The sequence below is a fragment of the Stenotrophomonas sp. YJH_SMC_82 genome, from assembly GCF_059368875.1.
Window position 1 is genome coordinate 132,819 of the sequence record NZ_JCAFSE010000004.1, and the last position, 16,342, is coordinate 149,160.

At 68.1% G+C, this 16,342-nt stretch carries 15 protein-coding genes; 7 read left to right on the plus strand and 8 right to left on the minus strand.

Features of this window, described 5'->3' with window-relative positions; genetic code table 11:
- Nucleotides 1-112 precede the first annotated feature (112 nt).
- Nucleotides 113-1,327, plus strand: a complete 1,215-nt coding sequence (locus AC5P53_RS15970; RefSeq protein WP_142235388.1) for an MFS transporter — start codon at nucleotides 113-115, stop codon at nucleotides 1,325-1,327.
- Entirely contained in the window at nucleotides 1,324-2,496 is a 1,173-nt protein-coding gene (locus tag AC5P53_RS15975; RefSeq protein ID WP_014645788.1) for an MFS transporter, read from the plus strand. Before AC5P53_RS15970 ends, AC5P53_RS15975 begins: the two co-directional genes overlap by 4 nt.
- 132 nt (nucleotides 2,497-2,628) lie before the next feature.
- On the opposite strand, the gene AC5P53_RS15980 is transcribed toward AC5P53_RS15975, so the two are convergent.
- Nucleotides 2,629-4,740, minus strand: coding sequence for a M13 family metallopeptidase (locus AC5P53_RS15980; RefSeq protein ID WP_032959257.1), 2,112 nt, complete (start codon nucleotides 4,738-4,740; stop codon nucleotides 2,629-2,631).
- Between the two features lie 176 nt (nucleotides 4,741-4,916).
- On the opposite strand from AC5P53_RS15980, the gene AC5P53_RS15985 reads away from it, so the two are divergent.
- On the plus strand, nucleotides 4,917-7,976 hold the full coding sequence (locus AC5P53_RS15985; RefSeq protein ID WP_495227465.1) for a bifunctional diguanylate cyclase/phosphodiesterase: 3,060 nt from the start codon (nucleotides 4,917-4,919) through the stop codon (nucleotides 7,974-7,976).
- A gap of 108 nt (nucleotides 7,977-8,084) precedes the next feature.
- Here the strand turns inward: AC5P53_RS15985 and AC5P53_RS15990 are convergent, their stop codons facing one another.
- A complete protein-coding gene (locus tag AC5P53_RS15990) occupies nucleotides 8,085-8,966 on the minus strand; it encodes a LysR family transcriptional regulator (protein WP_069118042.1) in 882 nt (293 codons plus the stop codon).
- A gap of 96 nt (nucleotides 8,967-9,062) precedes the next feature.
- On the opposite strand from AC5P53_RS15990, the gene AC5P53_RS15995 reads away from it, so the two are divergent.
- The 3 genes from AC5P53_RS15995 to AC5P53_RS16005 all read left to right on the plus strand — a co-directional run bounded on the left by AC5P53_RS15995 (nucleotide 9,063) and on the right by AC5P53_RS16005 (nucleotide 12,060).
- Complete coding sequence (locus tag AC5P53_RS15995; RefSeq protein WP_046428617.1) at nucleotides 9,063-9,473, plus strand: DoxX family protein; 411 nt, start codon at nucleotides 9,063-9,065, stop codon at nucleotides 9,471-9,473.
- Nucleotides 9,474-9,504: 31 nt separating this feature from the next.
- Nucleotides 9,505-10,293, plus strand: coding sequence for a dioxygenase family protein (locus AC5P53_RS16000; protein ID WP_197621163.1), 789 nt, complete (start codon nucleotides 9,505-9,507; stop codon nucleotides 10,291-10,293).
- Between the two features lie 117 nt (nucleotides 10,294-10,410).
- The gene (locus tag AC5P53_RS16005) at nucleotides 10,411-12,060 is read left to right on the plus strand and encodes a Na+/H+ antiporter (protein WP_014645794.1); all 1,650 of its coding nucleotides are present in this window, start codon (nucleotides 10,411-10,413) and stop codon (nucleotides 12,058-12,060) included.
- Nucleotides 12,061-12,139: 79 nt separating this feature from the next.
- Here the strand turns inward: AC5P53_RS16005 and AC5P53_RS16010 are convergent, their stop codons facing one another.
- Nucleotides 12,140-12,388: a DUF3297 family protein gene (locus AC5P53_RS16010; protein ID WP_005415112.1), complete on the minus strand. Its 249-nt coding sequence runs from the start codon at nucleotides 12,386-12,388 to the stop codon at nucleotides 12,140-12,142.
- Nucleotides 12,389-12,478: 90 nt separating this feature from the next.
- Here AC5P53_RS16010 and AC5P53_RS16015 point away from each other — a divergent pair, with 90 nt between their 5' ends.
- Entirely contained in the window at nucleotides 12,479-13,021 is a 543-nt protein-coding gene (locus tag AC5P53_RS16015) for a DUF6630 family protein (RefSeq protein ID WP_241887246.1), read from the plus strand.
- 55 nt (nucleotides 13,022-13,076) lie between these two features.
- Here AC5P53_RS16015 and AC5P53_RS16020 read toward each other — a convergent pair whose 3' ends face one another.
- From AC5P53_RS16020 to msrB, 5 genes are all read right to left on the minus strand, one after another.
- A complete protein-coding gene (locus AC5P53_RS16020) occupies nucleotides 13,077-13,352 on the minus strand; it encodes a DUF4031 domain-containing protein (RefSeq protein ID WP_032959248.1) in 276 nt (91 codons plus the stop codon).
- Nucleotides 13,353-13,366: 14 nt separating this feature from the next.
- Entirely contained in the window at nucleotides 13,367-13,855 is a 489-nt protein-coding gene (locus tag AC5P53_RS16025; protein WP_046428629.1) for a hypothetical protein, read from the minus strand.
- A 97-nt stretch (nucleotides 13,856-13,952) separates the two neighbouring features.
- On the minus strand, nucleotides 13,953-14,903 hold the full coding sequence (gene motB, locus AC5P53_RS16030) for a flagellar motor protein MotB (RefSeq protein ID WP_046428632.1): 951 nt from the start codon (nucleotides 14,901-14,903) through the stop codon (nucleotides 13,953-13,955).
- 3 nt (nucleotides 14,904-14,906) lie between these two features.
- Nucleotides 14,907-15,761 (minus strand): flagellar motor stator protein MotA, encoded by an 855-nt coding sequence (motA, locus tag AC5P53_RS16035; protein ID WP_014645799.1) that lies wholly within the window; start codon nucleotides 15,759-15,761, stop codon nucleotides 14,907-14,909.
- Nucleotides 15,762-15,852: 91 nt separating this feature from the next.
- Nucleotides 15,853-16,320, minus strand: a complete 468-nt coding sequence (gene msrB, locus AC5P53_RS16040; RefSeq protein WP_005415117.1) for a peptide-methionine (R)-S-oxide reductase MsrB — start codon at nucleotides 16,318-16,320, stop codon at nucleotides 15,853-15,855.
- Between the last annotated feature and the right edge of the window lie 22 nt (nucleotides 16,321-16,342).

A 16,342-nucleotide genomic window follows, 5' to 3' on the forward strand; every position in this document is an offset into this window, starting at 1 on the left:
GTGCATGATTATTTACATACGGCGCGTATGAATGTAGGCTCTTATTCATACGCCCTGTATGTATTGTCATGGCGCCCCGTGCGCCAGGCAAGTCGCTGCCTTGGAGAACCTGATGGCCACCCCCTATCGCGACCTGTTCGCGACCCCCGGCACCGCCGGCCTCGCCCTGGCCGGGCTGCTGGCACGCCTGCCGCTGCCGATGACCGGTATCGGCATCATCACCTTGCTGTCCCAGCTGCGCGGCAGCTATGCACTGGCCGGTGCGGTGTCGGCCACCTTCGTGCTGACCTATGCGTTGCTGTCGCCGCAGGTGTCGCGCTGGGTCGACCGGCGCGGGCAGGGCAGGGTACTGCCATGGGCCACTGCGGCCAGTGCGGCCGGTCTGCTGTTGCTGCTCGCGTGCACGCTGCTGGCCGCGCCGGACTGGACGCTGTTCGTTGCGGCGATGCTGGCCGGCTGCATGCCCAGCGTGTCGGCGATGGTGCGAGCGCGCTGGACCGCGACCCATCGCGGACGACCACAGCTGCAGACCGCGTATTCGCTGGAGACCGTGTTCGACGAGGTGACCTTCATCGCCGGGCCACCGTTGTCCGTCGGATTGTCGGTGGCGGTATGGCCACAGGCTGGCGTACTGGCGGCCGCCCTGCTGCTGGTGGCCGGCGTCGCCGCACTGGTGCTGCAGCGGGGCACCGAGCCGCCGATACAGCACTACGAAGGTGCAGCATCCTCGCACTCGCTGCTGCGGCAACCGGAGATCCGCCTGCTGGCGTTGCTGATGCTGGCGATGGGCGTGATCGTCGGCACCGTCGACATCACCAGCGTGGCATTGGCCGAGCTGCGCGGACAGCCACTAGCTGCCAGCTGGGTGCTGTCGGCCTACGCGCTGGGCAGCTGCGCGGCGGGCCTGCTGTTTGGTGCCCTGAAGCTGCCGATGCCGCTGCCGCGCCTGTTGCTGGCCGGAGCAGCGGCCACCGCATTGACCACGTTGCCGCTGCTGTGGGTCGGCAGTCTGCCGGCACTGGCCGCTACGGTACTGCTGGCCGGGGTGTTCTTCGCGCCGACGATGATCGTGGCGATGTCGCTGGTTGAACAACGCGTGCCCGAAGCACGCCTGACCGAAGGCATGACGTGGCTGCTGGCCGGCCTCAACATCGGCGTGGCGCTGGGCGCGGCGCTGTCTGGACAGAGCGTCGATGCGGCGGGCGTGCGCAGTGGTTTTGTGGTTGCGCTGGCGGCAGGCGGTGGCGTGCTGCTGTTCGCCTTGCTCGTGCAACGTGCGCTGCGCCCGTCTGCCGCGTCCACATCTCCTGAAGGAATCATTCCGTGAGCGCTTCATCGCCTGCGCATGCCGCGTCTGTGCCCCGCCATCCGTGGTGGGCGGTCTCCGCCGTCGGCCTCGCCACGTTCTCGGTGGTCACCACCGAAATGCTGCCGGTCGGCCTGCTGACTCCCATCGCCGAAGATCTCGGCGCGTCCACCGGCACCGCCGGCCTGATGATCTCACTGCCCGCCCTGCTGGCGGCAGTGTTCGCCCCGCTTGCGGTGATCGCAGCCGGTGGCATCGATCGTCGCCGCATCCTGTGTGCGCTGTTGGGCCTGCTGCTGGTCGCCAACCTTGCGTCGGCGCTGGCACCTGGCATCGGCTGGCTGTTGGCCGCGCGTGTGCTGGTGGGGTTCTGCATGGGCGGCATCTGGACCATTGCCGGTGGGCTGGCAGCGCGCCTGGTACCTGCGCAGCGCATCGGTCTGGCCACCTCGATCATCTTCGGAGGCGTGGCCGCAGCTTCGGTGCTCGGCGTTCCGTTGGGCGCGCTGATCGGGGATGCATTGGGCTGGCGCAGCGCGTTCGTGGCGATGACGTTGTTCAGTGCGGCGGTGATGCTGCTGCATCTGCGGGTGGTTCCCGCGTTGCCGGTCAGCACATCGGTGCGGCCGCGGCAGTTCGTGCAGCAGCTTGGCCAGCGCAACCTGCGGCGTGGCCTGTGGCTGACCGGGCTGCTGGTGTCCGGGCACTTCATCGCCTTCACGTACGTGCGGCCGCTGCTGACGTCCGTATCGGGCGTGGATGCGTCGTGGATAGGTGCACTGCTGTTTGGGTACGGCCTGGCTGGCATCGCCGGCAACTTCATCGCCGGGCCGCTGGCTGCGCGCCATCCACGGGGCATGCTGCTGGCGATAGCCTCGGGCCTGCTGCTGACGCCTCTGCTGTTCCTGTGGGTGGGAAATACGCCCTCCGCAGGTATTGCAGTGCTGCTGCTGTGGGGTCTGGCCTATGGCGGTGTATCGGTGGGCCTGATGAGCTGGATGATGAAGGCGGTGCCGCAGGCCGTGGAGATCGCCACCGCGTTGTATGTGGCGGTATTCAACATCGGCATCGCAATGGGTGCGTGGGGTGGTGGCCGCCTGCTGGATGGCGTGGGCCTGCATGCGAATCTGTGGGCTGCGGCGGTGTTGGCTGGGAGTGCCCTGCTGATGGCTGCCATCACCCGCAGGTAGATCCACGCCATGCGTGGATTCCTACCCCGTGCCGACCAAGGTCGGCACCCACCAGAGCGGAGTATGTGCCGACGAAGGTTGGCCGCTACCCGGAAATGAAACGGGCGCCTTGCGGCGCCCGTTCCGGTTACATCACCACACCTTGACCCGCTTGTCCGGGGCCAGGTACAGCTTCTGGCCTTCCTTCACTTCGAACGCCGGGTACCAGGCGTCGATGTTGCGCACGGTCAATGCGCGGAACTGGCCCGGGGCATGCACATCGGTCAGCAGCGAATTGCGCAGCGCCTGCTCGCGGCTCTTGCTGCGCCACGCCTGGGCGAAGCCGAGGAAGAAGCGCTGGTCCGGGCTGAAGCCTTCCAGGGTCTGGCCCGGCTTGCCCTGCAGCGACAGCTGGTAGGCATCGTAGGCGGTACCCAGGCCAGCCACGTCGGCGATGTTCTCGCCCAGGGTCAGCTTGCCGTTCACGTGCACGCCGGGGAACGGCTCGTAGCTGCTGAACTGCGCGGCCAGCGCATCACCGGCGGCGTTGAACTGCTTCAGGTCCTCGGCGGTCCACCAGTTGTGCAGCTTGCCGGTCTCGTCGAACAGCGCGCCGGCGTTGTCGAAGCCGTGGCTGATCTCGTGGCCGATCACCGCACCGATCGCACCGTAATTCACCGCGTCGTCGGCAGCGCCGTCGAAGAACGGCGGCTGCAGGATCGCGGCCGGGAACACCAGGCGGTTCTCCAGCGGCACGTTCATCGCATTGATGGTCTGCGGCAGCATCGCCCACTCGCTGTGGTCGACCGGCTTGCCCAGCTTGGCGATGTTGCGCTGGTACTCGAACAGCTCGGCGCGCTGTGCATTGCCCAGCGGGTCATCACGGCGGATCTCCAGGCCGGTGTAGTCGCGCCACTTCTCCGGATAGCCCATGCCCACGGTCAGGCCCGTGACCTTGGCCTTGGCATGCGCCTTGGTCTGCGGCGACATCCACGACAGCGCGTCGATGCGCTTGGCAAAAGCGGCGATGATGTTCTTCGCCATCTCGTCCGCACGCTCCTTGGTCCTGGCGTCGAAGTGCTTTTCGACGTAGCGCTTGCCGATCGCTTCGCCGACGGCATGGTTGGCATCGTCCACCGCGCGCTTCCAGCGGTCGCTCTGCTGCGGCGTGCCGCTCAGCGCGGTGCCATGGAAGGCGAAGCGGGCATCGGCGAACTTCTTCGGCAGGTAGGCGGCGGCACGGTCCAGCGCGTGGAACGCCAGGTAGTCCTTCCAGGCGTCCAGCGGCTCGGTGGCGACCAGCCTGGACAGGCCGGCCACGGCCTTGGGCTGCCACACGATGAAGTCCTGCTGGTTGCCCAGCGCCGCCGCATCGAGGAAGGCGTTCCAGTCCAGGCCCGGCGCCTTCGCATTGAAGTCGGCCTGGGTCCAGGGGTTGGCGCCCTTGGTCACGTCGTTGGTTTCTTCCTGGGTGGCATGTGCTTGCGCGATCTTCGTTTCCAGCGCGAGGATGCGCTGCGCCTTGCCGGCCGGGTCGGCGACGCCGGCCAGCTGCAGCATCTGTGCGATGTAGGCCTGGTACTGCTTGCGCAGTTCGGCCATGCGGCCATCGCCCAGGTAGAAATCGCGGTCGGGCATGCCCAGGCCGCCCTGCACCAGGTACGGCGCGGTGCGATCCGGCTGCAGCATGTCCACCGACACCCACAGGCCGAACAGGCGGTCGGTATAGAAGTTGGTGGCGTTGAGCAGGTCGACGTCGGCGCGCAGGTCGCCGCCGAGTGCGCGGGCCAGCCCGGCCTTGTCGGCGATCGCATCGATGGCCTTCAGCTGCGGCTGCACCGGCGCCAGACCGTGCTGCTCGATGCCGGCTTCGTCCATGTAGGCGGCGTAGTAGTCGCCGATCAGCTTGTCGTCGCCGCTGGCCTGGGTGTTGCCGGCGGCCCCTTCCAGGATGGCGCGGGTGTCGGCCAGGGTCTTCTCGGCAATGACATTGAAGCTGCCGAAGCGCGAGCGGTCGGCCGGAATCTCGGTGTTCTTCACCCAGGTGCCGTTGGCGAAGCCGAAGAAGTCGTCGCCGGCGGCGATGCTGCGGTCCATGCCGCTGGCATCGAAGCCGAAACTGCCCAGCATCGGCTTGGCCGCAGCGGGGGCGGCATCGGCCGGCGCGGTGGCACCGACGGCCGGGTCGGCCGGGCGGTCACAGGCGGCCAGGGACAGGCTGGCAACAATGGCCAGCGCCAGGGTGGGACGGCGCAGCTTGGACATGGACTTCTCTTGCAGCGGAAAACCCCAAGTCTAATCCGCTCCGGCGCCACTGGCCGCCCCCCTGCGGGGCCCGCCCTGTGCAGGATCTGGCTGAACGTGCGGATGCGATCTTCACGCCGTCACCGGGGTGGTGCATGCTGGACCCTCGAGCCCTGCGCGGACACGGGGAGGTGGCCATGCAGGATGGGGTCAGGCGTCAAGAATGGCGTCCGCCGGCCGTTGAGGTCGGGGACGTGGAGGATTCGTTCGCGCATGAAGCCAGCCGACTGCACAAGGAACATCAACCGATGCCCGCGCTGAAACGGGCGTTGGCCCGGCCGCTGCGCGCCATCACCTGGGGCGGTGTGCTGCTGGGCGTACTGCTGGTGACCGGTCTGGCCCTCATGCTGGTCAACGACCACCACCGCCGCCTGGAAGCGGCGCAGCGGCAGAGCCGCGCGCTGGCGGTGGGCAGCGAGCGCCTGCTGGCGCTGGAGCTGCGCAACCTGGAGCGGGCCATGACCGGTATCGCCGCCGCCGCCGAACTGTTCCGCAGCGTGCCGGCACAGGCGCCGGCCTTGCTGGATGCCTCCATCGGCGGCGTGCTGCGCCGGCACGCCGAACTGCACAGCATCGTGGTGCTCGACAGCTATGGCCGCGCATTGACGGCCGGCAAGGGCGACCTGCAGTTGCCGTTGTGGACCGATCCGCAACGGCGCGGCTCGGGCAGCGCGCTGTACATCGGCCCACCACAGCGCGCCAGCGACGGGGGCTGGGTGGTCCCGCTGGCGCTGCCGATGGCCGATGGGCGCTGGCTGCTGGCACGGCTGCGCTGTGGCGAACTGCAGCGCATCGTCGGCGGCCTGGATGTCGGTCCCAACGGATTGGTCTCGATCAGCGATGCCCAGGGCTACATGCTGGCCCGCGTACCCGATCCGCATGGCACGGTGGGCCGCCGCTATGACCTGCCGCGCCGGGACCTGCTCGGCACGCAGGCAGTGGTCGAGCTGGGCAGCATGCCCGGCGTTGTCGACGGCGTGCCGCGCATCCTCACCATCAGCACGCTCGAACGCAGCCCGCTGGCGGTGCAGGTCGGCCTGGCCGACGAAGATGTACTCGCACCGTGGTGGCCGTACCTGAAGGCGTCGGTGGCGATCGTACTGGCCTACATCGCGGTGTTGCTGGTACTGCTGTACGCCGTGCGCCGCAGCACCCGCAGCCAGCAGGCGATGGCCGAGGAACTGAAGACGGGCCACGCCGAGCTGCGCCTGGCGCACCAGGTCGGGCGTGTCTGCACCTGGTACGTGGATGAGGACGCCGCGCTGCTGCGCTGGTCGCCGCTGGCCCGCGAGATCTTTGGGGTACAGACCGACGCCTTGCCGGTCGCGGACTTCTTCGCGCGCGTGCATCGCGATGATGCCGCGCGCCTGCAGCAGGCCTTTGACCAGGCCTTCGCCGGCAGCGCTGTGCTCGACCAGGTGTTCCGCCTGGTGCTTCCCGGGGGCGAGGTGCGCTGGGTCGGCGCGCGCGGGCAGCGGGTGGAAGTGGCCGACAGCGAGCGGCGCATGATCGGTGCGCTGACCGACCTGAGCGAACGCTATCAGGCGCGCGAGCAGATGAGCGAAGTGGAACGCCGCTTCCGCCTGCTGTTCGACCGCAATCCTGCACCGTTCTGGGTGTTCGACCCGGATACGCTGCGCTTCATCGAGGTCAACGACGCTGCAGTGCGCCAGTATGGCTACAGCCGCGACGAGTTCCTGGCGATGAGCATCCTCGACATCCGCCCGCGCGAAGGCTGGGACGAAGTGCGTGGTGCCATCCAGCGGGCGCAGGTGGGCGATCCCCCCGACGCGACCGTGCGCCTGCACCGGCGCAAGGACGGCAGTGTGTTCGAGGTGCGCGCACACCTGTCCAAGCTCGACTTCGACGGACAGCCCGCGTGCCTGGTGCTGGCCGAGGATGTCAGCGAGCGGCTGGCCTACGAGCGCGACCTGGCCTACCAGGCACGGCACAACCCGGCCACCGGCCTGCTCAATGTGCGCGCCCTGACCGAACAGCTGGACGAGCAGGAGGAGGGCTACACCATTGCCTTCGTGCAGCTGCGCGGGCTGCAGCTGGTGGCCGATACGCTGGGCCGCGAGATCGGCGATGCGGTGCTGCAGTCGATGGCGACCCGGCTCGGGGGCCTGGGCGCACGCTGTGGCACGCTGGCGTTCCAGCCGGCCGAGGATTTCGTCTTCGCCATCGGTGCCGAGCACGATACCCAGCGCGTGCTGGACGACCTGCTGCAGATCGTGTCGGCGCCGATGCGCGGCAAGGACTCGCTGCACCAGTTCGAGCCGCGCATCGGCGTGGCCGTGCACATCGCTGGTGACGGGCACACGGCCGAGCAGGTGATCGGCATGGCCGCGCAGGCCGCGCATGCGGCGCGCGCCGAGGGCAACGTGGTGGTCTGGTTCGACGCGGCCGTGACCACGCGCCTGGCCGACCGCCTGCGCCTGGCCGGGCGCATCCATGCCGCCATCGACAACGAATTCCAGCTGTATTTCCAGCCGATCCGGCATGCCGGCGATGGCAGCCCGGCAGCGCTGGAGGCACTGCTGCGCTGGCCGCAGGCCGATGGCAGCTTCATCCCGCCCAACGAGTTCATCCAGCTGTGCGAGGACACCGGGTTGATCCTGGCGCTGGGCCGCTGGGTGATCCGCGCGGCGGCGAAGGCGCAGCGCCGTCTGGTCGAGGCCGGGTGGGGTGCGTTGCCGATCGCGGTCAACGTGTCGGCGGTTCAGTTCTTCAACAGCGACCTGGTGGCCGAATTCACCCGTGCCCAGCAGGATTTCGGCCTGGCCCGTGGCGCGCTGCACGTGGAGCTGACCGAGAGCAGCCTGATGCGCAAGCCGGCACAGGCGATGCAGACCATGCAGCGCCTGCACGAGCAGGGCATCCGCGTGTCGCTGGATGATTTCGGCACCGGCTATTCCAGCATGTCCTACCTGCAGCACCTGCCGCTGGACATCCTGAAGATCGACCGCAGCTTCGTCGCCGACGTGGAAACCAATCCACGCAATGCCTCGATCTGCCGCGCGCTGCTGTCGCTGGGCCACAGCATGGGCCTGACCATCATCGCTGAAGGCGTGGAGACGCCGGGGCAGCTGGACTGGCTGGCTGCGCATGGCTGTGACCAGGTGCAGGGCTACCTGTTGGGGCGGCCGGCGCCGCTGGAACAGATCATCGACGCGCTGGATGAGGTCCCCGCCTGATCGGGTTTCGTATGTGCCGGCCAGCGGCCGGCACTACCCGACCGAAGCACGACGGGGCTTCGTATGTGCCGGCCGGCGGCCGGCACTACCGGCAAGCGCCAGACTCGGCTACATCCCGGCGTCCACCAGATGGTCGATGAAACTGCGCACCTTCGGTGCCAGGTGGCTGCGGCTGGTATAGACCGCGAAGATGCCGATCGGCGAGGCCTCCCATTCCGGCAGCACGCGCACCAGGCGGCCATCGGCCAGCGCGTCTTCCAGCAGGAAGTCGGGCTGCAGGATGACGCCCATGCCGGCGATCGCCGCTTCACGCAGCACGTCGCCGTTGTTGGCGTGCAGCAGGCTGTTCACCGCTACTTTCACTTCGCCGCCCGGCCCCTGCAGCGGCCAGTGGTCACCGGCGGCCCAGTAGCTGTAGCCCAGGCACGCGTGCGCCTGCAGGTCCTGCGGGGTCTGCGGGGCGCCGCGTGCGGCCAGGTAGGCCGGCGCCGCGCACAGGCTCACCCGCGATTCGCCCAGGCGGCGGGCGATCAGGGTGGGGCCCGGCTCGCGGGTGATGCGGATGGCCACGTCGTAGCCTTCCTCGACCATGTCCACCAGGCGGTCGGACAGGGCCAGGTCCAGTTCCACCTGCGGAAAGCGTTCGCGGTAACTGGCCAGCAGTGGACCGAGGCGGGCGATGCCCCAACTGACCGGTGCATTGATGCGCAGCATGCCGGAGGGCTCCAGCGCCTGCGCGCCGATGCTGGCCTCCAGCGCGTCGAACTCGGCCAGCAGGCGCACGCATTGGGCGTAGTAGGCGGCGCCGGTGCTGGTGGGGCTGACCCGCCGCGTGGTGCGATGGAGCAGGCGGGTGGACAGGCGCTTTTCCAGTGCGGCGACCTGGCGGGTAACGCCGGCGGTGGACATGTCCAGGGCCTGGGCGGCGGCGCTGAAGCCGTTGCGCTCGACCACCGCCACGAACACGCGCATCGCCTCAAGGGTGTCCATTGTTGCGCCTTCTGAAATAAATACGGTCAATCGATCGTATTTATCGGTGCGTGAAGGCGCAATAACCTGAGCCCACTCCCTTCAAGGTGCTTTCCGATGCACGCCACGACCGCTCCTGTTTCGCCGCTGGCCCCGTATGGCGCCACCCTGCTGCGCCTGGCACTGGGCGTGCTGTTCCTGGTCCATGCGCTGACCAAGCTGCTGGTATTCACCCCGGCCGGCACGGCAGCATTCTTCGAGTCGCTGGGCCTGCCCGGCGTGCTCGGCTACCTCACCCTCGGCGTCGAGCTGGTGATCACTGTCGCGCTCCTGCTGGGCATCTATGCGCGCTGGGTGGGCCTGGTCGGCGTGCCGCTGCTGCTGGGCACCATCGTCACCGTGCACGGCGCCAACGGCTTCGGTTTCGCCAATGCCGGCGGCGGCTGGGAATACCCGGCGTTCTGGGCGCTGGCGCTGGTGGTGCTGTTCCTGGTCGGCGATGGCAAGTGGACCCTGCGTTCGCGCTGATCGCCGCCTGATCCTGCAACTGGAGAATTCCATGTCCCGCCTGCCTTCGCTGTACATCTCCCATGGTTCGCCGATGACCGCCCTGCATCCGGGCCAGGTCGGTGTGCGCCTGGCCGAGCTGGCGCGCGACCTGCCGCCGCCGCGCGCCATCGTGACGGCCTCGGCGCACTGGCTGGGCCGGCAGCCGCTGGTCGGCGCACATCCGCAGCCGCCGACGATCCACGACTTTGGTGGCTTCCCGCGCGCGCTGTTCGAACTGCAATACCCGGCGCCGGGTGATCCGGCACTGGCCGAAGAAGTGGCCGGCCGCATCGCCGCCGCAGGCCTGCCAGTGGCCATCGACCCGCAGCGTGGCCTCGACCACGGCGCGTGGGTACCGCTGCGGCTGTTGCGCCCGCAGGCCGACATCCCCGTGGTGCCGGTGTCGATCCAGCCGCTGCTCGGCCCCGAGCATCAGTTCGCGCTGGGCCGTGCGCTGGCGCCGCTGCGCGAACAGGGCGTGCTGCTGGTCGGCTCGGGCAGCATCACCCACAACCTGCACGACTGGGGCGACTACCAGGACGGCAAGGAAGCGCCATACGTGCGGCCCTTCATCGAGTGGGTGGAGCAGCGACTGGCCGCTGATGACCGCCAGGCGCTGTTCGATTACCGCCGGCAGGCCCCGTTCGCCGAGCGTGCGCACCCGACCGACGAGCACCTGCTGCCGCTGTTCTTCGCGATGGGAGCGGCCGGCGAGGGCGGTTTCGGCGCACGCCGCATCGACGCCGGCATCGATGCCGGCTTCCTGGCCATGGATCTGTACCGGTTCGACGGGGCATGAGCCGGGGCTGACGCGCGGCGGCCCCGGCCGTCGCGGTCAGGGCCGCATGTGGTAGTTTTTTCCGGGTTTCCGGCGCTGGCCCTCGTGCCTCCCCACGCGCCGCTTCCTGGAAGAAGCATGCATACCATTGAAGTCGTCCTGGCGATGCTGGTGGCCGTTGTCGCCAGCGGCTACCTGGTTCGCGTCCTCCCGTTCTCGCTGCCGTTGCCGCTGGTGCAGATCGGCCTGGGCGCGGTGATCGCCGGCGTGTTCAACCGCGGCCATGCGCTGGAGCCGGAAGTGTTCTTCCTGCTGTTCCTGCCGCCGCTGCTGTTCCTGGATGGCTGGCGCATTCCCAAGCAGGGCCTGTTCCGCGACAAGGGCGCGATCCTCGAACTGGCGTTCGGCCTGGTGGTGTTCACTGTGATCGGCGCCGGCCTGCTGATCCACTGGATGATTCCGGTGATGCCGCTGGCAGTGTGCTTCGCGCTGGCGGCCATCGTCTCGCCGACCGACCCGGTGGCGGTCGGGGCGATCGCCTCCAAGGCACCGATCCCGAAGCGCCTGATGCACATCCTGGAAGGCGAGTCGCTGCTCAACGATGCGTCCGGCCTGGTCTGCTTCCGTTTCGCGGTGGCCGCGGTGATGACCGGCTCCTTCTCGCTGGCCACGGCCTCGCTGACCTTCCTGTGGGTGGCGGTGGCCGGCCTTGCCGTGGGCGTGGCGGTCACCCTCGGCGTGTCCACCTTCCAGCGCTGGTTGTGGCGCCGCTTCGGCGAAGAGCCGGGTGCGGCGATGCTGGTCAACCTGCTGATTCCGTTCGCGGCCTACCTGCTCGCCGAAGAAATCCATGCCTCGGGCATCCTCGCTGCGGTCGCCGCCGGTATCGCGATGAGCTACGTCGAGCTGACCGGCCGTGTCTCCGGCAGCATGCGCGTGCAGCGCGCGGGCGTCTGGAACATGCTGCAGTTCAGCTTCAACGGCATCATGTTCGTGTTGCTGGGCGAGCAGCTGCCGGGCATCGTCGAGCGCGCCACCACCACCATGAACGAGTCCGGCCACCAGAGTGCATGGTGGCTGCTGGTATACGTGGTGGTGATCAACCTGGCGCTGATCCTGCTGCGCCTGCTGTGGGTATGGCTGTCGCTGCGCTGGAACCTGCTGCGCGCGCGCCGCCGTGGCCTGGAGCGGGGCGAGGCGCCGAACTGGCGCATCGTGGTGGCGACCTCGGTGGCTGGTGTGCGCGGCGCGATCACCCTGGCCGGTGTGTTGACCCTGCCGCTGTTCCTGCCCGATGGCAGTGCGTTCCCGGCGCGCGACCTGGTGATCTTTCTGGCCGCGGCGGTGATCCTGTTCTCGCTGATCGGCGCCAGCGTGGCGCTGCCGCAGCTGCTGAAGGGCCTGCAGCTGCCAGCCGATTCGGGCGAGCGCAAGGAAGAGGACCTGGCACGCAAGCTGTCCTCCAAGGCCGCGCTGGCCGGGGTCGAACGCATGCGCCAGCAGCTGGTGATGAACCAGAACACCGAGAACGTGCAGCTGTACAACGATGCTGCCTCGCGGGTGAGCCTGCTGTACCAGCGGCACTTGGAGAAAGACAACGACGGCCCCGACGTGGACCCGGAGAAGGTGCGGCGCATGGAGCTGGGCTACCGCCAGCTGCGCAGCGCGGGCCTGAATGCCGAGCGCGAGGAACTGTTCCGGTTGACCCGGCGCGGGGTGATCTCCGATGAGATCTCGCGGCGCCTGATCCGCAACCTGGACCTGCTGGAATCGCGCAAGCGCGAATGACGCGGCGGTCGTGCGCCGTCGAGCGGGGTCAGGTCCCTTTCCGCAGGAAAGGGACCTGACCCCAGGTCGGAACAGCGGGTTATTCCGGCTTCTGGTCCAGGAAATACACCTCGACCTTGCCCTTGACCTTGATGGTCATCGGGTTGCCGCGGCGGTCGCGGGCCTTGCCGGCCTGCACGCGGATCCAGCCTTCGCTGACCGAGTATTCCTCGACGTTGTCGCGCTCGACGTCGTTGAAACGCACGCCAACGCCGCGCTCCAGCGCCTGTGCATCATGGAAGGGGCTGGCCGGGTTGATCGCCAGGTGGTCGGGAGGGGTATCGCTCATCGCTTCATTCACAGTGACGGCCACCAAGGCCGGCTTCAGCGGCACAGGATAAACCGTAGAATGCGGGCCTGCCCCAGAGGACGTTCCGCCATGCCCGACAACAGCGACTATTTCGACTTCGAGGAAGACATCCACGACTTCGACGAGGAGGGCTTCGAGGCGCGGGTCTGGAACCTGCTGGTGCTGATCAACCCGGGCGACGAAGAGCTGGCCCTGCAGCAGTTCAACCGCTGGCGCGAGCACCTGTCCGAGGACGGGCAGCCGCTGGAAGCGGACAGCGACTGGCTGCCGGCCCTGTTCACGGCCATCGCCTGGCAGTCCGGTTTCGATGTGGAGCGCGATGACCTGGAATCGCTGCAGTCGGCGGTGAACGAGCTGTCGGCGCGCTTCAACCTGCAGCTGGACTGGGGCGGCGACCTGGACGACGAGGACTTCGCCGAGGGCCTGGACGGCGTGCAGCTGATGTCCACCGCCTTCGACCGTCTGCGCGAGCACAACTACACGCTGTGGAGCGTGGATGCCGGCTGCGACGGCTTCACCGGCGTGATGGCGCTGACCCGCGACGACGACGCGATGCTGGCGCTGTGCTCGCTGCTGAACGTGGAAATCCGGCTGGGCAGCGACCCGTTCTGAGCGATGGGCCGATCCGCCGGGCACGACCCGGCGGGGACGGTCTGCTGGGCGCGGCCTACGGCCGGTACTGCGCCCTGGCGTTGGCAATCACCGCTTTGACCAGGTCACGGTCGGTGTGCCGGGAAATCGCCCGCGCACCGAGCGCTATTGCCTGTGCGCGCAGCTCGGCAGTGACGTCGTAGTGAGCACCGCTGGCCTTGTTCTGGAAGGCCCGCGGGGGAATGCCGAGCTGCGCCGCCATCGCGTGCAGCTCGGCCAGGGTGTCGGCCATCAGGTGCGCCCAGCGCTGTCCGCGCCAGGGATGCACCGCGTCATCGACGTAGACCGTCACCCGCCGCGGCCGGTTCAGGCCTGCGGCTTGCTGTCGCTGTCAGCGGCCGGGGCGGCCTCGGCAGCGGCTTCTTCGGCCGCGTCGCCTTCGACGGCTTCGCCTTCTTCGCCCTCAGCGGCGTCGACGCCTTCGAATTCGGCAACCAGCTTGTCCAGGTATTCGTCAGCGGTCTGCTCGGATTCGGCAGCCAGGGTGTCCAGCAGCTTCTGCAGCAGTTCGGAGTACTCCAGGTTGACCTTGCGGCCTTCCTTTTCCTGCACGTTGGACAGGTGCTTGAGCATGGCCAGCATCGGCACCGGGTTTTCGGCGTTGCCCATGGTCTGGCCGCCGATGGCCAGCAGCCACTCACGGCCCTGCAGGCCGATGGCCGCTACCACCTGGCCGTCTTCGTTGGTCAGCACGGCATGGTTCTGCACCTGCTGCTGGGCATTCAGGCGGAGGAACGGGCGCTTGGCCTGCTGCTTCTTGCGCTTGTCGCGCTTGGCCTTGGAGTTCTGGGACATGGGGTGGGGTCACCTGGAAACGGAAAGACCGCCATTGTACCGGCCGCACACAGGCGGGGTCAGATCCCTTTCCATGGGAAAGGGATCTGACCCCGGTTCAATGTGCCACGGGCGCGGCCTCACCTTGCGCGGCCTGCACGTCCGGGTCGGCGGTCGGCGCCGACAGTCCCACCTGCGGGCCGGCACCGGCCAGGGCGGCCGCTTCGGCGGCCTGGGTCATCACCACGATGCTGATGCGGCGGTTGATCGGGTTCTGCGGGTCGGCCTTGTCGAACAGCACCGACGAAGACAGGCCGACCACGCGGGTGATCTTGCTGTCCTCCAGGCCACCGTCCACCAGCGCACGCCGTGCGGCGTTGGCACGATCGGCGCTCAGCTCCCAGTTGCCGTAGCCGCGCTCGGCCGAATAGGCGGTGATGTCGGTGTGGCCGGTCAGGCTGATCCGGTTCGGCACGTGGTTCAGGTAGTTGGCCAGCTCGTGCAGGATCTGCTGCGTATACGGCTTCAGCGTAGCGCTGCCGAGGTCGAACATCGGCCGGTTCTGCTTGTCCACGATCTGGATGCGCAGGCCTTCCGGGGTCAGGTCCAGCAGCAGCTGGTCCTTGAACGGCTCCAGTGCCTGGCTCCTGCTGATCGCTTCCTGCAGTTCCTTCATCAACGCTTCCAGCTGCTGCTTGTCGCGCTGCTGCTGGTCCACCGGCTGCGGCACCGCTTCCTTCTGGTTCTGGAAGGGATCGTTGCTGCTGCCGCGCGAGATGTCGGTGGCACCACCCAGCTTGATCATCGAGGTGCTGGCGCCGCCCGGGCCGGCCATGCCGGGCGCCGGCGTGGCGTTCTGCCCGCTCAGCGGGCTGGGGTTGCGGAAGTACTCGGAAATGGCCGCACGGTCGTTCTTGTTGGTGGTGGCCATCAGCCACAGCACCAGGAAGAACGCCATCATCGCGGTCACGAAGTCAGCATAGGCCACCTTCCACGAACCGCCATGATGGGCGGCGTGGCCGGCCTTCTTGACCCGGCGGACGATGACAGTGGGCTTGGTCTCGGCCATGGTTTACTTGACCGTCTTCAGGTGCTGCTCGAAATCGGAGAAGGCCGGGCGCACGTTCGACGGCAGCGTCTTGCGGGCGAATTCCAGCGCGATCTTCGGGTTGTAGCCGCGCAGGCAGGCCAGCAGGGCGGTCTTGACCGATTCATAGATGCGGCTGTCCTGCTCGGCGCGTGCCTCCATTGCTGCCGCCATCGGGCCGACGAAGCCGTAGCCCAGCAGGATGCCGAGGAAGGTACCGACCAGCGCGCCGGCCACGTGGCCACCGACCTCGACGATGTCACCGCCGATCGAGCCCATGGTGATGACGATGCCGAGCACCGCCGCGACGATGCCGAAACCGGGCAGTCCGTCGGCGACCTTGGTCAGCACCTGCGACGGCGCCATGGCCTCGGCGTGGTGCTTTTCCAGTTCCAGCTCCAGCAGCGGCTCCAGCTCGTGCGGCTCGATGTTGCTGCCGATCATCAGGCGCAGGCAGTCGGTGATGAAGTCGATCAGGTGGTGGTCGGCCTGCACCTTGGGGTAGTTGGCGAACAGGGCGCTCTCGGCCGGCCGCTCGACATGGTCTTCCAGGGCCATGAAGCCTTCGCGGCGGGCCTTGTTGAGCAGTTCATAGAGCAGGCTGAGGACATCGATGTAGTCCTGCTGCTTGTAGCGCGGGCCCTTGAACACGCCGACCATGGCCTGCAGGGTCTGCTTGACCGTCTTGGCCGGGGTGCCGACCAGGAACGCACCCAGTGCGGCACCGCCGATGATGACCAGCTCGTAGGGCTGCCAGAGGGCACCCAGGCGGCCGTGGGCACCGAGGTAGCCCCCGATCACGCTGATGATGACGACCAGGAATCCAACGATGATGAGCATGGGGCGACGCAAGGAGAGGGGATATCTCCTTGTCGGCCCGTCACCCGGTTTTCTGAAGAGGGAATTCTGTGAAATCGGTCAGCGGGGTGTTTCAGCCCGCCACACCGCTTTCCGCGCCGCCACGCTGCAACGGGTCGGGCCAGGGCTCGCCATTGCCGGTGAACGAAAGTGAGACGGAGTTCAGGCAGTGGCGCTCGTAGGTGGGCGGCGGACCATCCGGGAACACGTGGCCGAGGTGGCTGCCGCAGCGCGCGCAGGTGATCTCGGTGCGCACCATGCCATGGCTGGTATCGCGGATCTCGCGCACGTGCGCCGGGTCGAACGGGGCGAAGAAGCTGGGCCAGCCGGTGCCGGAATCGAACTTGGTGCTGGAGCGGAACAGCGGCAGCGCGCACAGCCGGCAGCAGTAGACGCCCTCGCGCTTGTTGTCCAGGAACACGCCGCAGAACGGCGCTTCGGTACCGTGCTGCAGCAGCACGCGGCGCTCTTCGCTGCTGAGGCCGGCGATCAGCGCCTCGGTCTGGGTGGCAGTGGGGGGCGTCAGGTCGAAGGCAGTCATGCCGGCTCTCCGTGGGGTCGAT

Bases quoted from the DNA above. Each gene is read 5' to 3' on its own strand.
- AC5P53_RS15970 (WP_142235388.1), top strand. From the start codon at position 113: ATGGCCACCCCCTATCGCGACCTGTTCGCGACCCCCGGCACCGCCGGC.
- AC5P53_RS15980 (WP_032959257.1), bottom strand. From the start codon at position 4,740: ATGTCCAAGCTGCGCCGTCCCACCCTGGCGCTGGCCATTGTTGCCAGC.
- AC5P53_RS15985 (WP_495227465.1), top strand. From the start codon at position 4,917: ATGCAGGATGGGGTCAGGCGTCAAGAATGGCGTCCGCCGGCCGTTGAG.
- AC5P53_RS15990 (WP_069118042.1), bottom strand. From the start codon at position 8,966: ATGGACACCCTTGAGGCGATGCGCGTGTTCGTGGCGGTGGTCGAGCGC.
- AC5P53_RS15995 (WP_046428617.1), top strand. From the start codon at position 9,063: ATGCACGCCACGACCGCTCCTGTTTCGCCGCTGGCCCCGTATGGCGCC.
- AC5P53_RS16000 (WP_197621163.1), top strand. From the start codon at position 9,505: ATGTCCCGCCTGCCTTCGCTGTACATCTCCCATGGTTCGCCGATGACC.
- AC5P53_RS16005 (WP_014645794.1), top strand. From the start codon at position 10,411: ATGCATACCATTGAAGTCGTCCTGGCGATGCTGGTGGCCGTTGTCGCC.
- AC5P53_RS16010 (WP_005415112.1), bottom strand. From the start codon at position 12,388: ATGAGCGATACCCCTCCCGACCACCTGGCGATCAACCCGGCCAGCCCC.
- AC5P53_RS16015 (WP_241887246.1), top strand. From the start codon at position 12,479: ATGCCCGACAACAGCGACTATTTCGACTTCGAGGAAGACATCCACGAC.
- AC5P53_RS16025 (WP_046428629.1), bottom strand. From the start codon at position 13,855: ATGTCCCAGAACTCCAAGGCCAAGCGCGACAAGCGCAAGAAGCAGCAG.
- motB (WP_046428632.1), bottom strand. From the start codon at position 14,903: ATGGCCGAGACCAAGCCCACTGTCATCGTCCGCCGGGTCAAGAAGGCC.
- motA (WP_014645799.1), bottom strand. From the start codon at position 15,761: ATGCTCATCATCGTTGGATTCCTGGTCGTCATCATCAGCGTGATCGGG.
- msrB (WP_005415117.1), bottom strand. From the start codon at position 16,320: ATGACTGCCTTCGACCTGACGCCCCCCACTGCCACCCAGACCGAGGCG.